Below are 16,640 nucleotides of genomic sequence, written 5' to 3'. Positions count from 1 at the left end.
CGTTTTATAGTAGTTTTTGTATTCTAATTAATTTCAAGCATGAAAAAGAATATCACCACAATCGATTGCTAAACAAACAATCGATTGAAATGTACAATTAAGTGTATTTTCAACGCTGAATTTATAAACAATAAAAATATTACGCAATCGATTGTCAGGAAATTTATAAATAAAATATAAAAATATATCAATACATGGAGTTAAACCGATTTAATGAATGGCAATATCTATATCTAATCTTACGCGCTGACCATTCTCTCTTTCAGCTCCATAAGAAACCAGTTGCTTCACATTAAAATACCTCATTTTCAATGTGAAATTATCCCCTACCTGATAGCCGGCCATAAATTCAATACCTTGAAAATTAGTTAGCCGACCCGCCGGAGAGTCATAATTAGAATAATCCCATCTCACCCAGTCATTCTGTGCCATGTAATCTACAGCTGAAAATCGCCCAAGGTAGGTATAGTATAGGCCAAGCGAGTAATCACCCGCTTTAGATAAGGCTCCGTATAATAACCCCAATACTACACCTTCTTTATCTTTTTTAACTTTTGAAGTTATCGATTCAACATGATGATAATTCTGCATATTATTATAGTAATCTATTCCTATAGTAATAGCCGGGGTCTTACTTATTTTATAATTAGCTCCTAAATGTAGTATGGAATATTTCATAAGTTCACTAGGGTTGCCATCTGGCACCAGAGGTAAATTATGAAAGTAATAATAGGCTGGGAAAATTTTTAATCGATTAGATAAGCAATTACTCACCAGCTGAATTGCTTCCATGTACCCATCATCAGCAAATGATCTTCCTGATGAGCCTATTATAAAATGTCCGCCTTTCAGATCAAAAGAAGGCAGCCATGATGTCTTTTTGAAATGAGCCTGTAAAAATACACCTTCAGGATAGACATTATCACTCCAAAACAATTCATTTTGCTTTTCAAAAGGATAAGTATTCTTACCAATCCACCCAGAAAACCATTTATACTTTGCTCTAAAATATAATTTTTCAAAGCCAAGAGGTAATATTTCGAACTCCCCTCCGCCACTACCGAGAGTAATATGTGGATCTTGCTGATTGCTGTAGGTCCCGGTCCTTATTCTAGTGCCAAAAGAAGCCCATTCATTATACTGGTAACTGGCTCCAAGCCTAAGTCTATACCTTAACCGAGATCGATCATCTCGATAGGAACCATCTGACTTACGAGAATCCCAGTCCTGCTCTATTCTAAATCGAAAATCCGCTGTAAAAGATAGCTTGGAATTTTTCAAACTGTCGGTCTGTGAGTAAGATGTTTGGAGTGTAATGAACACCAGTAGGAAAATTATGGCTAATTTCATTAAATCAGTTTAGTTTATAGTGAACCCCCTTCTCCTCGTTGAAGTTAACAGTTCTGCTCACTCCTACCAACAACTTCACAATAATAATTGATGTTAGATAAGTTATAATTCTTACCTCTTGTTAATAATTCCTTATATTTATTAAAAACTCTACTGCTATGAAACTTCTCCTCCTACTAATCGCATTTATGGGGCTCACAGAGCTATTTGCGCAACCTTCTCTGGAGCTTAATGATCAAAATTATTTTGACATGCCGGGCCTCAACGTCACTGTTTTTAGTGATATATACCCTGATGGCCACCAGACAGGAGTGACTATCATACAGCACGGAATTAGGGTTGCCGCTAATGGAGATGTGCGACTAGAGATCTCTCCGGGGCAATGGTCTCCTATGCCCAAGGGCGGTAAGCTTAATGTTGACAGAGAAAATCAGATTTTATCACAAAAATTATGGTACCCAGACTCCTCTAAAAACGGAACTGGCTTCAATCCTATAAATTATCCAGATCTACATTTTGAATATGATGTAGAAGTAGAGCCGTTAAAAAATAGTTCTTTCAGGGTTTCAGTAAATCTGAAAGAGCCTATTCCTGCTGATTGGGCAGGAAAAATGGGGTTCAACCTGGAGTTATTTCCTGGTGACCTGTTTGGTAAAAGCTTTATTATGGATGATCAATACGGTATATTTCCCGTCCAACCCTATGGGCCTATTAAAAAGATAAATAATGAAAACTTAAACTTACCTCTTGCCACGGGTCATGAACTTACTATAGCTCCCGAAACTGACAAGCAAAGAATGGTGATCTCATCAGATCAAGAGATTGAATTATGGGATGGTCGCTCTAATCATAACAATGGTTGGTATATAGTAAGAACTGAAATACCCGCTAATAAAACAACAAAAGCCATTGAATGGGTAATAACCCCTCATGTTATTCCTAATTGGCAATATACACCTGTTATTCAAGTCTCTCAGGTCGGGTACACTCCTAATCAGGAAAAAATTGCGGTGATAGAAATGGATGTTGATGACCTTCAAACTTCTCCTATAAAACTGCTGAAACTAGGCAGAAATGGGCAGCAAGAAGTAAAATCAGTCTTACCACAGAAGTGGGGTGAATTTTTAAGGTATCAATATAAAACCTTTGATTTTACCGATGTAAAAACACCAGGCATGTACGTTCTTGAATATAGAGGCAAACAATCTCATGCTTTTAAAATTGGTGAGGATGTTTATGATCGCCAGGTTTGGCAACCCACTTTAGAATACTTCCTACCTGTGCAGATGTGCCACATGAGAGTAAATGAAAAGTACCGGGTATGGCATGGTCGCTGTCACCTTGATGATGCCCTCATGGCTCCGATAGACTCAAATCACTTTGATGGATATGTGCAAGGGCCTTCTACCCTAACCAAATTTAAACCGCTAGAGCATGTACCACAGCTTAACCACGGTGGCTGGCATGATGCTGGTGATTATGATCTAAGAGTAGAGTCTCAAATAGGCACAGTGTGGATGCTGGCTCTAATGATAGAGGAATTTGGGCTGGACTATGATGCTACACTGATAGATGAAGAGAGGCAATTGGTTGAAATACACGTTCCTGATGGAGAATCTGATGCTTTGCAGCAAATAAAGCATGGGCTGGCCAGTATTTTGGGAGGCTACCGCTCTATAGGCCGGCTATACCGAGGAATCATATGCTCTGATCTCAGGCAGTATGTAATGCTTGGAGATGCCGCCAATATGACGGACAACACAGTGTACAATCAACAAGGACAACCAGATGATCGATTAGTGTTTACGGAAGAGAACCCAGACAGAGAGCTCTATGTAGCCGCAGGACTAGCCGCTGCAGTGAGGGTTTTAATAAAATCAGATAAGCAGCTCGCAGATGAATGTCTAAAAACAGCATTAAGCCTATATTCCCTAGCGAAAGAAAAAGCCAAAGGAGTTAATGCTCGTGTATTAGCCCTCTCAGAAATAATACTCACCACAGGGGATCAAAACTTTAAAGATGAACTTATAAAAATGGCTCCTGATGTCGCTTCTAATATGAAAGGTTGCGGTTGGGCCATTGGTCATGTTATCCATGCTATTGACAATAAAAAGTTTAAAAACACAATGGCTAAGGCCGTCTCAGATTTTCAACAGGAATTGAAAAAGCAAAAGACAGAAACACCTTTTGGAGTGCCTTACAAACCCAATATTTGGGGAGCAGGTTGGGGCTTACAAAGATTTGGTGTAGAACAGTACTTTTTCCACACAGGATGGCCCGAATTAGCTCCTGCTGATCTTACCATCAATGCATTGAACTTTGTACTGGGAGTGCATCCGGGAGAAAACACCTCTTCATTTGCCTCTGGGGTTGGCTCGAAATCAGTAACTGTAGCTTATGGTGTAAACCGTGCCGAGTGGAGTTATATCCCTGGCGGGGTAGCTTCCGGAACCGCTCTCATCCGCCCGGACTTGCCAGAACTAAAAGTGTGGCCCTTCTTTTGGCAACAGACAGAATATGTAATGGGTGGTGGAGCTACTAACTATATGTTTTTGGTATTGGCTGCCAACCATCTCTTGAAAAAATAAAATGCCTTTTAATCCTAAAAAAATAATTTCTTTTTTAGCGCCACAAAATTTACACTAGTTACCGAACATCATAATGAGTACATTTGCAGACTATATTTAAATAACATTGTTTTGACCACTTTCAAAGAACTAGGTGTAAACCCTAAGCTCGTTAAAGGCCTTGAAGAGTTAAGGATAATAACGCCATCACAAATACAAAATGAAGTAATTCCGGTGCTTCTTTCCGGAGACACTGATCTGGTAGGGCAAGCTCAAACAGGAACAGGTAAAACTGCTGCCTTTGGCCTTCCTCTACTACAAAAAATCAACCCTTCTAAAAAGGTAGTACAAGCTCTTATATTGTGCCCCACCAGAGAATTAGGCCAGCAAGTAGCTAAGCAGCTATTTAAATTCACCAAATACACCGATAAGATTTTTACAGAGGCTGTATATGGTGGAGCTCAGATAGATAAGCAAATAGCAGCTCTGAAACGACCAACTCACATTATTGTAGCTACACCAGGCCGATTAATTGACTTGGTTAACAAAAAGGCTGTTGATCTTTCGCATGTAAAAACAATAGTGCTAGATGAAGCCGATGAAATGCTCAGCATGGGTTTCAAAAAAGAGCTAGATCAGATTCTTGGCTTTCTGAGTGATGTAAAAAACAAATGGTTATTTTCTGCTACCATGCCTCATGGTATCAAGCAGATTGTGAACCAGCATATGGCCGCCGACGCTCATCGTATTGAGATTAATAAAAAAGAGGTGGTGAATAAGAACATAGCACACCAGTTTGTAATAACTCAAGAGGCGGACAAGCTACAGGTGATGCTGGAATTTCTTAAAACCCAGAAAGGGAATAGAGGAGTAATATTCTGTAAAACAAAAAAGGCCACTAAAACGGTAGCTAAGCAACTGATAGCTAAAAATGTGGCTGCAGATGCCATTCATGGAGACCTCTTGCAAAAAGAAAGAGACAAAGTAATGAGAGCCTTCAAAAATGAGAGCCTTCAACTACTTATTGCTACTGACCTAGCTGCCAGAGGTATTGACATTCCAGATCTTTCATTTGTTATTCATTATGAACTGCCTGACAAAGAAGAGTATTATACCCATCGAAGTGGTAGAACTGCCAGAGCAGGAAACAAAGGAATTTCATTAGCTATTGTAACTACACCTGAAATAAAACAATTGAGGTATCTTGAAAAAGCACTACATCTGAGTTTTATACAAATCAGATAACCTCGAAAACAAAGAGGGCCGCCTTATTGAATATGGAAGCCCTCTTTGTCTATTTATAGTACTTTACTCTGTAAAGAACCAGTGCCTTTAAGAAGATATTACAATCTTACTCCTTAGCATATTAAGTAAATTATACAATCCAAAATAAGTACGGTTAACATAGAGTCCATGCTTATTTCCTCTGGCTGTTTTAGAGTGTCTTATTTCTTTCATTCTTGACATCCTATCTCCCACCTCAAATATCTGAGAGAAGTATTCATCATCTCCAAAATCAAATTCTTTAGACCTAAAAGGCTTCCCTAAAAGATCTATTAGCTCTACAAATATCTTCATGAAAAAAGATCTCTGCTCAGGGGTATCTGTCTTAGCTAAAAATCCCAAATCAAGGAATAGTTTTTCCAAATCAAAATCTCCGTTAAGCACATCACTACGCATCAATTGGAAATACTTTTCATAGAAGTCTTCAGGAATTACTTTCACGCAGCCAAAATCTATAATTCCTACTTGATTAGTAGTAGTAATAATGAAATTACCAGGATGCGGATCTGCATGAACTTGCTTGAGCTGGTGGATCTGAAAATCATAAAAATTCCATAAAGCTTGACCTACTTTGTCTCTTAACTCCTGAGAAGGCCCATGACTTATCCAATCTTTTAAATGGTGCCCATCTAGCCAATCCATCACCAATATTCTTTCACTGGAATACTCAGGGTAATAGTTTGGAAACACCACATTTTCTAAATGTGAAGACTGTTTAGTAATCTCCTGCGAACGCTCCAACTCTAAGCCGTAATCAGTCTCCTCTATTAGTTTAGACTCTACCTCCTCAATATACTGTTCCAGCTCTGCTCGCCCCAGGTTAAACATTCGGGCTGCTATGGGCCTTACCATCTTCAAATCAGAGCTAATAGAATCCGCAACACCAGGGTATTGCACTTTAACCGCTAGCTTTTTTCCTTTTAAAGTAGCCCTGTGCACCTGTCCTATAGAGGCTGCATTAACCGCAGAACGGGTAAAGGAATCGAAAATCTTTTCTGGTGATTCGCCTAAGTATTGTTTAAATGTTTTTACCACCAATGGGTACGATAATGGAGGTGCACTATACTGAGACATGGAAAACTTATCTTGGTATGCCGTTGGAAGCATATTTTTATCCATACTCAGCATTTGAGCCACCTTCAGTGCGCTACCTTTCAATTCACTCAAAGACTCGTAGATATCAGTGGCATTCTCCTGATGCAACTCATCGTTATTTAAGTCCTTATCAAAAAGCTTCTTGCTGTAGTGCTTTATATAATTACCACCTACCTTCGCCCCTGTTTTTATAAACTTACTGGCTCGCTGCACCTTTGAGGTAGGAATGTTTATTTGTTCTTTCATTCAAATGATTATCGTGACTGATACATAAACTTGGCAAAATCCACTATCATATCAAGTGGACCTCTACCCATGAGTTCAAAAGAAAGATTTACTGACTTTTCTATAGCTGCATCTGTATTGGCAAAATTGGCACTTTCATCTTTACTCCAATACCTAAGTACAAACAACAACTGTAGCCAAAGCCCATCTTTATACCGTTCTGAAATCAATGGTCTCTTTACAATCTCTTCGCTATCTATCCCCTCTTGAACCAATTGCTGTATAAATTGTAAATATGCTGTCTTAAACCCTTTAATAAATGCCGGAGCAAGCTCGCGAGATTTCTTTATAGATTTGAGCGTATGCACCACAAAGCTTCTATCCTGCTTAAGAACTTCTATTAATGTATAATAAAAAGCTAGTAACTTCTCTCTTACCGTGTATTCAGGGTAAACTGAGTCCTGCTGCAAGGTGGCCAGTGTATCCTCTATATATTTCTGCCAAATAGAATTTTCTATGGAAGCAAAAGATCCGTAATACAGATAAAATTCGCTTTCTTGCATTTTCAAGTCCATCATAAACTTAAAAACCGAAGGAGGCATTTCTCCATTAAGCAAAACATGTTTCTTATAGGCTTCTTGAATTTTACCTGCAGTATCAGCTTTTGGGGCTGCTTTCTTAGTCTTTTTTGCTTTTGTTTCCATATCTTAAATAAACGCTTTATATGTTGATTAAGTTTTGCCTTTGTAAAAACAAAATTACAAAGACAGACGTTCAGCTTCACAACAACTAAATCACCTAAAACCTATGAAAAAAACATCAAAAAACCGCAGAAATTTTATTATTCAGAGTTCTATGGCTGCCGGAGCACTGTCTCTCGGGTCTTCTTTTATTCTCGCTTGCAATGGAAAGAACAAACCATCTGAAAGTAATGAAGGTAAAGCTCCTGCCGCTAAAAAAGACAGCCTGGGTATAGCGCTAGTTGGCCTGGGCAACTATGCCACTTACCAACTGGCTCCCGCATTGCAAAAAACAGAAAATTGCCATCTGGCAGGTATTGTAACTGGCACCCCTAGTAAGGAACAAGTATGGATGAGTAAGTATGACATACCAAAAGAAAATGTCTATAACTATGAAAACTATGATGAGATAGCCAATAATGATGATATTGACATTATATACGTAGTACTCCCTAACTTTATGCATGCCGAATATACCATAAGAGCTGCCAAAGCTGGGAAACACGTCATTTGTGAAAAACCTATGGCCATTTCTGTAGAAGAGTGTGAACAAATGATTGCAGCGTGCAAAGAAAATAATGTGCATCTTTCTATAGGGTACAGGCTACATTTTGATCCTTATAACTTAAAAGTTAGCGAACTGGGACAAAATGAGGTCTATGGAAAAGTTAAAAAGATAACTGGAGCTCATAGCTTTAAGCTAAACGATCCTCATGCGTGGAGGGCCAAGCAAGATCTTGCCGGAGGTGGGCCTCTGATGGATATTGGTATTTATGTATTACAAGGGGCAATTTATACCATGGGTGAAAATCCGATTGAAGTATCTGCCAAATATGGTGAGGTCACCCGGCCAGATATTTTCAAAGATGTAGAGCAGTCTATTGACTTTACTTTAAAATTTCCTGGCGGAGCCACTGCTGAAGCCACTACCAGCTACTATGATACGGCTAACTTCCTTCGCGGGGAAGCAGAAAAAGGCTGGTGGGAATTAAAACCTGCCTATGCGTATTCTGGCATAGAAGGAGAAACCAGTGAAGAAAAACTCACTTACCCTCCTGTTAACCAACAGACATTACAAATGGATGACTTTGCCAAGTGTGTAATGAACAATAAAAAATCAAAAGTACCTGGAGAGATGGGGTTAAGAGATATGAAGATAATCACATCTATCTATGAATCAGCAGATAAGAAAGAAACCGTAAAAATAAATTGGTAATTGTTTAAACGGTTTTATGGAATATGGTGTCCTATTACATTATACTATTAAACAACGAATAATAACTTATGAAAAGAACAACATTAATCTCATTTATGCTACTTATAGGACTATCTGCTTTTGCACAGCAAATGGTAAACAATAACGGTATGCTTGTAAAAAAAATAGAAGTAAGAGGAAATGCTAAAATGGAGATCATTCCTGATGAAATTTATGTAAGAATTGACCTAAAAGAATATAAGGATGGGTCTAAAAAAGTGGAAATGAACAAACTAGAAGCAGAGCTGGTGAAAGCTGTGAAAAACATAGGCTTATCTCAGGAAAACCTGCAAGTAGAAAATATCTATGGTTATAACTGGGACCCTAGAAAAAAGCGCAGTGATGATTTTATGGCCACTAAAAGCTTTAGACTAAAGGTTAGTAACGTAAAAATGATGAATGACCTGATAGACAAATTAGATCCTGAGGGTATACACAGCATGGGTATTGATGAGGTATCTCACTCAAAAATTGAGGAATACCGAAAGGACCTTAAATTAAAAGCATTAAAAGAGGCTAAACAAAAAGCTGAATATTTATTAGCTGGAATAGATGAAGAAATAGGTTCTGCCCTTGAGATAGAAGAAATTGATTATAACGCACCAACTCCTATTATGGGAAGATCTATGGCAATGATGAAATCTGAATCTGCTGAAATGGACTATCAAAGCAATCTTGATTTCAAAAACATCACTATTAATTCCGAAATAAGAGCGGTATTTGAAATAAAATAGGATTATTTAATAAACTATCTGTTCAAAAACTTGATTTTGTCAGTTTTTTTTGTTATCTATTAAGCAGTGTGCAACAAAAAAACAGACTTTATGCTAAAACAAAACAGAGAAAAAACAGGATATCAGGAAAAATTAGAAATGGCAGTTGAAAAAGTAGAAAATCTGGGCTTTGAAAATATCAGAGCAGATTTACCAGAATTTGATACGCCAGCAAAACTTGTTAATCAAAACAACAACGACGTATTTATTCCTGATATCACTGCGAAAAGTAAATCTGGGAAAAAAGCATACTTTGAACTGTCAAACAAAGTGAAAGACACACAGAAACTAGTGAATAAGTGGAAATTATTATCCACTATGGCCACAATTAAAGACGGTGCCTTTCAAATATTCGTGCCGCATGGAGCTATGAAGTTTACCAAGGATTTGGTGACTAAATACAGCATTTCGGCAGAACTTATAAAAATATAAGTCCACTTAATTATTAATGCATAAAAAGAGGCTGATGCTATCAGCCTCTTTTTTTATTTTCCTCACACCCATTTGGCACAAATCTCCCCCAACTGTAGAATCCTTTCCCTAGGATAACTCCTTAAATCGGCCTTTAAAGAGACTTAGAACATTAGGTACAAGACTTGCCATGGCATCCATGTGTATACATTACACTTTTAAAAATGAACTAAGAAAACCTGAAATATTATGAATACCGAATTATTAAAAAAATTATCTGAATGTGCTATCGCTTGTGATAACTGTGCTGACGCTTGCCTGGGAGAAGAAAATGTTAAAGCCATGATTAAATGCATCAGAACTGACAGAGACTGTGCAGCTATCTGCTCTCTTACTGCGGCTTATATTTCGGGCAATTCTGAATACACAGAAGCCGCTTTACAGCTCTGTAAAGAAGTATGCACTGACTGTGCTAAAGAATGTGCTAAGCATGACCACGACCACTGCCAAATATGCGCCTCTGCCTGCAGAGCTTGTGCTGAATTATGTGAGGAGCATTTGAATGCCGTGGCTGCCTAAAAAAGCTAAGTTATGAGTAATTCATCCAAAGGAGGCAATCTAGGATTTGCCTCTGTCTGGTCTCTTACTGTAGGAGGAATGGTGGGTGGTGGTATATACACTGCCTTAGGAGTAGTAGTAGCAGTAGCTATGCAGTGGTCTTGGCTAAGTTTTGCAATAGCTGGAGTAATAGCAATAACCTCTGCTTACAGCTATGTAAAATTGGCTAATAAGTTTGAAGAAAGCGGTGGCGCTTTTGAGTATTTACGTGACATTAACCTTAATGGCGTTGCAGGAAGCCTCTCTTGGCTTTTGGTTATAGGCTATGTTTTAACTATAGCTCTTTATGCATTTGCCTTCGGTCATTACGTTACTTTTGCTTTTAATGCTGGCCCATGGCTTACTCGTGTATTAGCTATTGGCATAGTTGCTTTAATGATTTTCCTTAACCTTATGGGGGCTGGCAAGTTAGCCATTGTAGAAATCATTATCGTTTGGGCTAATCTCATTGCCCTTCTTATTCTTGCCATATATGGCCTTACTCAGTGGGATTCTTTACAATTAATGGCAGGCGCAGAACCCAAAAGTGCGTGGAGTGCTCCCATTGGAGCAGCAGCTATTTTTGTTTCTTACGAGGGCTTTCAACTACTTACTTATGAGTATGATGAGATCAAAGATCCCAAGAAAAAGCTATTCCCAGCAGTAATATCAGGAGTAGCTTTTGTTATATTGATTTACATTATTGTGGCACTAGGTGCTGTAATACTAGCCGGAGCTCTTACCACTATAGATGAAAAACAAGTGGCTCTGGCAGTAGCAGCAAAAGAAGGATTGGGAAAACCTGGTTTTATAATGATAATAATAGCTGCAGGTCTCGCTACATCGGCTGCTATTAACTCTACTCTATTTTCAACTGCTAAGTTAACTGCCAGAGTAGCTGAAGATGGAGAGATGCCTTCTTTCTTTGACCATAAAAACAGTAATGACGTGCCTGATCGCTCAGTAATAGTTATCGGAATACTGGCTGCTCTACTGGCCATTTTAGGTTCACTATCTACTTTGGTAGAAGCTGCGTCATTAATTTTCCTATTTACTTTCCTCTCAGTCAACTATATCGCAGTAAAAAAGCTTAACAAAAACAGATGGATTCCCATAACAGGGATGATCGTAGGAGGAATTGTGCTGATTATACTTACCGCCCGGCTAGCCATTATTAACCCTTTAAGCCTTGCCCTACTAGCTGGCTTGGGAGCCATTATCATATTCGGAAGACCAGCCATATTAGCTAAAATCAATAATTCGAAAAATAATGAGAAGAAATAACCTTATTATCCTACTTATAGCCCTAGTTACTTCTTTTCCGTTTATGAATGCTCAAGCCCAAGATCACTATGCTCATTTCAGGCTTGTAAATTTCCTGGAAGCTCCCACAGCTGAACTTTCCGTAACTAACCTGGAAAACGGACAACAGAAAGTCATTAAAATGGACTATGGTGAGTCAATAAATTACATTAAACTCACCCCTCAACATTATAGATTTTCTCTCATCATAAAAAACAAGAAAGTACTTGAAAAAGAATTTGTTATGGGAGCAAAAGGCTTTTACACGCTGGTGATTGCAGGTATGCTTTCTGACAAAATAGAGACGAATCAGCAGACCACATTATTTAAATTGAAGAAATTATTAGGTGGAGAAACTAAGGATGACAATAACTTTTTGCCCCAATGGTATATGTTAAGAGATAACTATGATGGAAGCACTAGTGCTGCATACGTACGTTTTGTCAATATTAACCCATCTTCCACTTTATTAAGTTTGAAGAAAGAGGAATCTAAATTGTTTGAAGAAATACCTTACCCACATGTTACAGATATAAAAAAAATAAAGGAAGGAAATCACACCTACCGAGTCTCAAAAGGGGATATTACGGTATCAGAATTTAAATTAACTACCACCGCAGGTCATATATACACCTTAGTCACAGGAGCAAACCTGAATAATGCCAAACAGTTGGAAACGATAATTCTTGAAAATAAAGCTAAATATCTGCTTACACCTTGACAGTAAGTACTTAAAATATAAATAAACCATAACCATTTTGCTGTTTTAGCAATTTATATAGTAGGGTTTATGCATTGACAACTCATGATTTTCACTTCTTTAATAGTCAATAAAGATTAAGATATGTCAGAATTTTTAGATAAATGGGGAGAATCAGCTTATACTACACTAGGATTTTTCTGGTCTGCACTATGGGCTTTCGCTCTGGGCTACATAGTTAGTAGTATGATACAGGTTTTCGTTACTCAAGATCGTATGAAAAAATCTATGGGTGGCGCCAGTGCAAAAGAAGTAGGTTTAGCCACTTTCTTTGGGTTCATATCCAGCTCATGCAGCTTTGCCGCTCTTGCTACTACTAAATCATTATTTAAAAAAGGTGCTGGCTTTATACCTTCTATTGCTTTTTTACTGGCATCGACTAACCTGGTTATAGAATTAGGAATAGTGATAGGCATATTCCTGACCTGGCAGTTTGTAGCAGGTGAATATTTAGGAGGTCTTTTATTAATACTTGTCTCCTGGGTTTTCATAAAAATCACTAAACCCCAAAAACTGATCAAAAAGGTAAGAGATAAGTTCAATAATGAAGAGAAAGATCACACCATGGACTCCTCTGATTGGCGTAAAGAGATAAAAAGCTTTAAAGGCTGGCATAAAGTAGGTATGCAGTATGTTATGGAATGGAAGATGGTATGGAAAGACGTCACCATAGGTTTCACCATAGCAGGCATAATAGCTGCGTTTGTTCCCAAAAGCTTTTTTCAAACACTATTTATAGGCACCGGAGGTAGCGGGCAAGACAACCTTTCATTTCTGCAAGTGCTAGAGCATGTACTGGTAGGCCCGGTAGCTGCATTCACCACTTTTATTGGCTCTATGGGCAATATACCTCTGGCCTCTCTCCTATACTCAAATGGTGTTAGCTTTGCGGGAGTAATGGCTTTTATCTTCAGTGACCTGGTGGTATTCCCTGTATTAAGAATTAACGCCAAATATTACGGTTGGAAAATGGCCCTTTATATATTGCTAACTCTTTTTATTGCTCTTGTAGGCACTTCCTTGTTATTACATTATGGCTTTACTTTTTTTGACATACTACCAGAAACACAGAAAAGTGGAGGCATGCAAGATCAGGAGCACTTTAAGATTAATTATACATTTTTTCTAAACCTTGCCTTTGTAGCGATTTCAGGTATACTGTTATGGTTTAAAAGCAAAAAGCCTAAAAACCAAGATCATCATCACGGACATGCCATGGCTGACAAGGGAAAACTAGAAGGTATTTTGAAAGTATTAGCCATCATAGCCTACATATGGCTCCTTGGAGGAATAATAATTAGATACGCTTTCCTGCCATAGAAGAACTAAAAGCCTGACATGAAATGTCATAAAATAACACAGCCGATGTATGTGAAATAACCTCTATCTGAATAAGTTCATACTTATCATTAAAACAAGCTTCAACTAAAAAATCACCTAACTCATAGAGCTGCAAACATTTCTCAAAACGATGACATTCTTTTTGAAAAACGCCTCCATGTTGAATTGCAGCATGCCTCTTCCTTAAAGAAAGGCCATCAAAGATCTCTCTGGTAACCATAATATCAATATAGTAATTAATCATATTGATATCAATATTCTTATATTATAATCTTATTAACATTTCTTTACCTGGAAAATAATTTATTAATTTTCCTCCTCATATATTTAGCTAAATTCGGTGTATTTTTGATAGTCCATGAGATACCCTCTATTTTTTTTAATACTATACTGCCTATCCATTGAGGTTTATAGTCAAAATGAACCCAAAAAACGGTTAATAATGGTACCTACTTTTAGTACCGGTGCCGGCTGGTGGGTTTTCGATAAAAGTGATATCAATCAATGGGATCGGTCTCACTATATTGCCAATTTTGATTTAGGATTCAATGCTCTTTATAGCATCAACGCTTATTGGAACGTGGGAGCTGGCATCAACTATAGCAGGTTAAATGAACATGAGCTAATAGCTTACAATGATAATGCTGTAAAAAACCAATATGCTGTTACGGGCAAAAATATTACGTTCAGGTCGGCTTTTATCACCACTGAGTTTTTTCTCATACAAAGCCCTAACTATAAACTAGGTCCATCGCTATCTTATGGCTGGTTTAATACTTCTGCCAACTACATTGGGCATGAAAATGATGACAAGAAAAGTTACTTTAAAATAGGTGCCTCTAATCAATTTGGGTTAGGAAAAAACAAGTCTTTACACCTACAGCTTCAATACGTGGCTATGACCATAAAGCCAGAAGATGAATCCTCTAAACATATAATCAGAAACCTTTCACTGCTATTAGGCCTGCGATTCCATGTTTTATAATCTTAATAAGTCCTTATTTCTATTGTTAAGCTTAAGCCTGGCGACCTGTATAGCATATGGTCAGGAGAATGACAAAAAGGAGATAGATGTCAATTTCTTATTTAACTACTACACCCAAGATGGTGATCATGCTGCCGTAACTGGAGGAAAAGGCACTCAAGACCTACAAGATAGAGCCACAGAAATAAACATTAATATACCGCTGGATTCTGTTAGTGCTATTTTCTTTTATTCTCACCTCAATGTATATACTTCCGCCTCCACTGACAACATTGATAGTAGGGTTTCATCAGCCTCCAGAGAAGATGTTCGAGCCTCTATGGAAATCGGATATAATAAAGAGTACAATGTAAATCATCAGTACTCAGTGAGTGCAGGAGGATCTACGGAAACAGATTACCTATCTACCTTTATTAAAGGAGGCTGGTCAGTATCATCTATGGATCATAACCGCGAAGTGGGCATTAATGCAAGTGCTTACTTCGATACTTGGTTGCCCATTTTCCCAGAAGAAATCAGAGGTACCAACAACGCCGTGATTACTACTAATAAGAGAAATTCGTATTCCCTATCTACGGCCTACTCTCAAGTGATTAATAAGAAATTGCAAGCTTCTCTCCTTTTCGATCTGGTTTATCAAAAAGGTTTATTATCTACTCCTTTTCACCGTGTTTACTTTGCTGAGGAAGATCTTCCTAAAATAGAAAAACTGCCAGACAGTCGTTGGAAATATCCACTAGGTCTGAGACTCAACTATTATATTAATGATTACCTTATCGGCAGATTTTTCTACCGCTATTATTCCGATGATTTTGGTATTGAGGCCCATACGGCTGATATAGAAATACCTATTTCCATAACTCAATTTTTCACCATTAGCCCCTTTTATAGATTCCATAGCCAGACTAAGGCAAATTTCTTTGCTGCCTATCAGCAACATTCGTCAGAGCAAGCGTATTACACTTCTGACTATGATCTTTCTGGTTTCAGTAGTCATAAAGTTGGCCTTGGTATTTACTATTCACCACTCTATGGAATTGGACGAATGAAACTCAGCAAAAATAAGTTATCCATATTGAAAGGAATGGAAATAAGAGCGGCCAATTATAAACGCAGTGACGGAATGGAAGCTTTTCTGATAAGCCTAAACTGCGATATTAGAATATTAGCCAATAAGCGTCAATAAACATCTCTCAATCAGTTATTTAATATCTTCAAAAAATCCATATTTATAAACATATTGATCAACATTTTTTACTTCTGGTTTGTTACAAATCTGTGAGTTTAGTAACAAAAAAGGAGGAAACATGAAGAAATGGAATATATTAGGCATAGGATTAATCTCATTATGGCTTACAGGTTGCACAGCAGTATCTACCACCGTCAATACGGATTATGATAGAGATGCTGACTTCAGTAGTTATCACACCTTTTATTGGTCGGATAACTTTCAAAACGAAAACGGAGACAAGAACAGTGAGCCTTTGTTCTATAATACACTGATAAAGAAAAGGCTAAAAAAATCCATAGAAGAAGAAATGATGGGTAGAGGCTATACCCTTTCCCGCGAGAATCCAGATTTACTAATTAACCCTCAGGTAATAGTAGAACAAAAGATCACTAGTAAAAACTACAACCCTTACCCATATTACGGCTATTACTCTTGGGGAAACAATGTCGAAACTTCTAATACCAAACAAGGAAGTATAGTGATAGACATCATTGATCGCAGCAAAAGACAGCTAGTATGGCAAGGGTATGCCTCTGGAACTCTAAATCCTCAAACTGAAAATAAGCAAACTGAAATAAGAGAGGGTGTATCTATGATATTTTCTAAATATCCTTACCGAGCCGGACAAGGCCAAATAACAAGTAGGGCTAATTGAATATCAATAATTTATTAAAAAGAAAGGCCGATCTAATTCAATCAGATCGGCCTTCATTTTTAATAAATA

The 16,640-nt window shown here is 37.7% G+C and carries 16 protein-coding genes; 12 read left to right on the top strand and 4 right to left on the bottom strand.

What is annotated here, in order from left to right; all coding sequences use genetic code 11:
- Positions 1-210: 210 nt before the first annotated feature.
- The gene (locus JL102_RS18605) at positions 211-1,350 is read right to left on the bottom strand and encodes a putative porin (RefSeq protein ID WP_202245964.1); all 1,140 of its coding nucleotides are present in this window, start codon (positions 1,348-1,350) and stop codon (positions 211-213) included.
- Positions 1,351-1,508: 158 nt separating this feature from the next.
- On the opposite strand from JL102_RS18605, the gene JL102_RS18600 reads away from it, so the two are divergent.
- Positions 1,509-3,938, top strand: a complete 2,430-nt coding sequence (locus JL102_RS18600) for a glycoside hydrolase family 9 protein (RefSeq protein ID WP_202245963.1) — start codon at positions 1,509-1,511, stop codon at positions 3,936-3,938.
- A 111-nt stretch (positions 3,939-4,049) separates the two neighbouring features.
- On the top strand, positions 4,050-5,162 hold the full coding sequence (locus JL102_RS18595) for a DEAD/DEAH box helicase (protein ID WP_202245962.1): 1,113 nt from the start codon (positions 4,050-4,052) through the stop codon (positions 5,160-5,162).
- A gap of 87 nt (positions 5,163-5,249) precedes the next feature.
- Here the strand turns inward: JL102_RS18595 and JL102_RS18590 are convergent, their stop codons facing one another.
- Together JL102_RS18590 and JL102_RS18585 are read right to left on the bottom strand one after the other, a co-directional pair.
- A complete protein-coding gene (locus tag JL102_RS18590) occupies positions 5,250-6,542 on the bottom strand; it encodes an ABC1 kinase family protein (protein WP_202245961.1) in 1,293 nt (430 codons plus the stop codon).
- An 8-nt stretch (positions 6,543-6,550) separates the two neighbouring features.
- On the bottom strand, positions 6,551-7,225 hold the full coding sequence (locus JL102_RS18585) for a TetR family transcriptional regulator C-terminal domain-containing protein (RefSeq protein WP_202245960.1): 675 nt from the start codon (positions 7,223-7,225) through the stop codon (positions 6,551-6,553).
- A gap of 103 nt (positions 7,226-7,328) precedes the next feature.
- On the opposite strand from JL102_RS18585, the gene JL102_RS18580 reads away from it, so the two are divergent.
- The 7 genes from JL102_RS18580 (at position 7,329) to JL102_RS18550 (ending at position 13,679) form a co-directional block, all read left to right on the top strand.
- Entirely contained in the window at positions 7,329-8,477 is a 1,149-nt protein-coding gene (locus JL102_RS18580) for a Gfo/Idh/MocA family protein (RefSeq protein ID WP_202245959.1), read from the top strand.
- Positions 8,478-8,545: 68 nt separating this feature from the next.
- Positions 8,546-9,250 (top strand): SIMPL domain-containing protein, encoded by a 705-nt coding sequence (locus tag JL102_RS18575; RefSeq protein ID WP_202245958.1) that lies wholly within the window; start codon positions 8,546-8,548, stop codon positions 9,248-9,250.
- Between the two features lie 90 nt (positions 9,251-9,340).
- Entirely contained in the window at positions 9,341-9,721 is a 381-nt protein-coding gene (locus JL102_RS18570) for a hypothetical protein (protein ID WP_202245957.1), read from the top strand.
- Positions 9,722-9,949: 228 nt separating this feature from the next.
- A complete protein-coding gene (locus JL102_RS18565; protein ID WP_202245956.1) occupies positions 9,950-10,279 on the top strand; it encodes a four-helix bundle copper-binding protein in 330 nt (109 codons plus the stop codon).
- A gap of 12 nt (positions 10,280-10,291) precedes the next feature.
- Entirely contained in the window at positions 10,292-11,581 is a 1,290-nt protein-coding gene (locus JL102_RS18560; protein ID WP_202245955.1) for an APC family permease, read from the top strand.
- A complete protein-coding gene (locus JL102_RS18555; protein ID WP_202245954.1) occupies positions 11,568-12,320 on the top strand; it encodes a DUF4397 domain-containing protein in 753 nt (250 codons plus the stop codon). Before JL102_RS18560 ends, JL102_RS18555 begins: the two co-directional genes overlap by 14 nt.
- A 123-nt stretch (positions 12,321-12,443) precedes the next feature.
- Entirely contained in the window at positions 12,444-13,679 is a 1,236-nt protein-coding gene (locus JL102_RS18550) for a permease (RefSeq protein WP_202245953.1), read from the top strand.
- Here the strand turns inward: JL102_RS18550 and JL102_RS18545 are convergent.
- Entirely contained in the window at positions 13,657-13,944 is a 288-nt protein-coding gene (locus JL102_RS18545; RefSeq protein WP_202245952.1) for a hypothetical protein, read from the bottom strand. The two genes, JL102_RS18550 and JL102_RS18545, sit on opposite strands and share 23 nt — an antisense overlap.
- A 198-nt stretch (positions 13,945-14,142) precedes the next feature.
- Between JL102_RS18545 and JL102_RS18540 the strand changes: the two genes are divergently transcribed.
- The 3 genes from JL102_RS18540 to JL102_RS18530 all read left to right on the top strand — a co-directional run bounded on the left by JL102_RS18540 (position 14,143) and on the right by JL102_RS18530 (position 16,571).
- Positions 14,143-14,685 (top strand): hypothetical protein, encoded by a 543-nt coding sequence (locus tag JL102_RS18540; RefSeq protein WP_202245951.1) that lies wholly within the window; start codon positions 14,143-14,145, stop codon positions 14,683-14,685.
- A complete protein-coding gene (locus JL102_RS18535) occupies positions 14,675-15,871 on the top strand; it encodes a DUF3570 domain-containing protein (RefSeq protein WP_202245950.1) in 1,197 nt (398 codons plus the stop codon). Before JL102_RS18540 ends, JL102_RS18535 begins: the two co-directional genes overlap by 11 nt.
- A gap of 121 nt (positions 15,872-15,992) precedes the next feature.
- Positions 15,993-16,571, top strand: coding sequence for a DUF4136 domain-containing protein (locus JL102_RS18530; protein ID WP_202245949.1), 579 nt, complete (start codon positions 15,993-15,995; stop codon positions 16,569-16,571).
- Positions 16,572-16,640: the final 69 nt, after the last annotated feature.

The sequence above is a fragment of the Fulvivirga sediminis genome (assembly GCF_016757215.1).
Classification (GTDB): Bacteria; Bacteroidota; Bacteroidia; order Cytophagales; family Cyclobacteriaceae; genus Fulvivirga; species Fulvivirga sediminis.
Note: the sequence above shows the minus strand (reverse complement) of the source record. Positions and strands in the feature narration are given on the sequence as shown.

Excerpts from the sequence above, each read along its gene's own strand:
- JL102_RS18555 (WP_202245954.1), top strand. The coding sequence starts at position 11,568 with ATGAGAAGAAATAACCTTATTATCCTACTTATAGCCCTAGTTACTTCT.
- JL102_RS18585 (WP_202245960.1), bottom strand. The coding sequence starts at position 7,225 with ATGGAAACAAAAGCAAAAAAGACTAAGAAAGCAGCCCCAAAAGCTGAT.
- JL102_RS18600 (WP_202245963.1), top strand. The coding sequence starts at position 1,509 with ATGAAACTTCTCCTCCTACTAATCGCATTTATGGGGCTCACAGAGCTA.
- JL102_RS18570 (WP_202245957.1), top strand. The coding sequence starts at position 9,341 with ATGCTAAAACAAAACAGAGAAAAAACAGGATATCAGGAAAAATTAGAA.
- JL102_RS18550 (WP_202245953.1), top strand. The coding sequence starts at position 12,444 with ATGTCAGAATTTTTAGATAAATGGGGAGAATCAGCTTATACTACACTA.
- JL102_RS18545 (WP_202245952.1), bottom strand. The coding sequence starts at position 13,944 with ATGATTAATTACTATATTGATATTATGGTTACCAGAGAGATCTTTGAT.
- JL102_RS18535 (WP_202245950.1), top strand. The coding sequence starts at position 14,675 with ATGTTTTATAATCTTAATAAGTCCTTATTTCTATTGTTAAGCTTAAGC.
- JL102_RS18560 (WP_202245955.1), top strand. The coding sequence starts at position 10,292 with ATGAGTAATTCATCCAAAGGAGGCAATCTAGGATTTGCCTCTGTCTGG.
- JL102_RS18575 (WP_202245958.1), top strand. The coding sequence starts at position 8,546 with ATGAAAAGAACAACATTAATCTCATTTATGCTACTTATAGGACTATCT.
- JL102_RS18580 (WP_202245959.1), top strand. The coding sequence starts at position 7,329 with ATGAAAAAAACATCAAAAAACCGCAGAAATTTTATTATTCAGAGTTCT.
- JL102_RS18530 (WP_202245949.1), top strand. The coding sequence starts at position 15,993 with ATGAAGAAATGGAATATATTAGGCATAGGATTAATCTCATTATGGCTT.
- JL102_RS18590 (WP_202245961.1), bottom strand. The coding sequence starts at position 6,542 with ATGAAAGAACAAATAAACATTCCTACCTCAAAGGTGCAGCGAGCCAGT.
- JL102_RS18540 (WP_202245951.1), top strand. The coding sequence starts at position 14,143 with ATGGTACCTACTTTTAGTACCGGTGCCGGCTGGTGGGTTTTCGATAAA.
- JL102_RS18605 (WP_202245964.1), bottom strand. The coding sequence starts at position 1,350 with ATGAAATTAGCCATAATTTTCCTACTGGTGTTCATTACACTCCAAACA.
- JL102_RS18565 (WP_202245956.1), top strand. The coding sequence starts at position 9,950 with ATGAATACCGAATTATTAAAAAAATTATCTGAATGTGCTATCGCTTGT.